The 1,530-nt window shown below is 37.8% G+C and carries 1 protein-coding gene; it reads left to right on the forward strand.

The genetic code is table 11. The features are described from left to right. Positions 1 to 166 precede the first annotated feature (166 nt). Complete coding sequence (locus tag BAZO_RS01615; protein ID WP_003329457.1) at positions 167 to 1,528, forward strand: IS4 family transposase; 1,362 nt, start codon at positions 167 to 169, stop codon at positions 1,526 to 1,528. The last annotated feature ends 2 nt before the right edge of the window (positions 1,529 to 1,530 follow it).

Raw genomic sequence — 1,530 nt, forward strand, 5'->3', positions numbered from 1 at the left:
CTCAACTTTCGCACCAATAAAGTAGGTGATAAACGTTGATTGTTAAAGGCCTACGGCCTTTTCATTATGTTACTTGACAAAGTTAATGAAAAATGAAAAACACCTCGTCCTTTGGTATAGTGTAATTGTCAAGAAAACACTACCATACAGAAGAGGTGCTCCCTATATGATAGACCAAAATAGCCAATACAATCAACTACCAAAAGAACTTAATTCTGTTTTTTCTGAGCTTGAAATGAATAAGCATTTACGCCAAGCAGGAATTAAAAAATCCTTCGGATTTGGTTGTACTTATTTATTCCAGTTAATCTTTTGCTTGATTTTTCAACATAAAAACTGGTTTTCTCTTCTTGATTCAAAGAAAGCCGAAAAGTATCCTGCAAAGGATGCTGTGTACCGTTTCTTAAATGAATCAAAGTTCAATTGGCGCCGTTTTTTGCTTCTTTTAAGCAGCTTTACAATCCAAAAGGTGGCTCGTCTTACGGATAAGAATCGCCCAAAAGTATTGATTGTGGATGATTCAGCGTATGACCGGAATCGAAGTAAAAAGGTAGAACTTCTTGCTCGTTGTTTTAATCATGCTTCTCTTAGACAACGGCACTATAAAGGCTTTACAATGCTGACTTTAGGCTGGTCTGATGGCTATACATTTATGCCGATCGACTTTTCATTACTTAGTTCGAAGAATACTCAAATTAATGGAATCTCTGAACAAATTGACAAACGTACGTGCGGCTACAAGCGCCGAGAAAATGCATTACAATCAAAGCCTGAACAGCTTCCAGACATGATTAAGCGTGCACTAACTAATGGTATAGACGCTAGTTATGTCCTAATGGATTCTTGGTTTACAATGCCACCACTTGTCAAAGCTATTGTTGAACAAGGCTTAGACGTGATTGGCATGGTCAAAGAAACCAAACAACGCTATAACGTGAACGGGAAGTTAGTTTCTTTAAAGCAGCTTTATCGCTTAGCACAACCAACTGAATCGAAGAAAGGAATTCTTCGTTCCATCCATACCGTTATGGCTAATGGGACACCAATAAAAGTAGTATTCATCCAAAACAGAAACAAGAAAAGCGAATGGCTTGCGATCCTCAGTACCGATTGCACTCTTACCGAACAAGAGATTGTTCGAATTTATGGAATGCGGTGGGATATAGAGGTGTTCTTTAAGACGGCCAAATCTCTATTAAAATTAGAAAAGGAATTCCAAAGTCGCTCATATGATGGGCTAATTAGCCATACAACGATTGTGTTTGCACGTTTTATTGTGCTTTCTTGGCAAAATCGTTGTAACACAGACCAACGCACAATAGGTGGTCTATTTTACGAATTATGTGATGAAGTTAATGAACTTGATTGGGCTGTCGCATTACAGCAGTTGATTGAGCTTTTCCAAGATGCGTTAAAACAGGCCCATAAAAAAATCAAAAAATTAATTCAAAGTCAACTAGAGAAGTGGATCGCTAGCCTTCCCAATTATATCAAGGCTTATTTGTCGATTTCACTCTGCGAAAGTTGAGT

It is taken from the genome of Schinkia azotoformans LMG 9581, from assembly GCF_000307855.1.
Lineage (GTDB): Bacteria > Bacillota > Bacilli > Bacillales > Bacillaceae_J > Schinkia > Schinkia azotoformans.

Bases quoted from the DNA above. Each gene is read 5' to 3' on its own strand.
- BAZO_RS01615 (WP_003329457.1), top strand. From the start codon at position 167: ATGATAGACCAAAATAGCCAATACAATCAACTACCAAAAGAACTTAAT.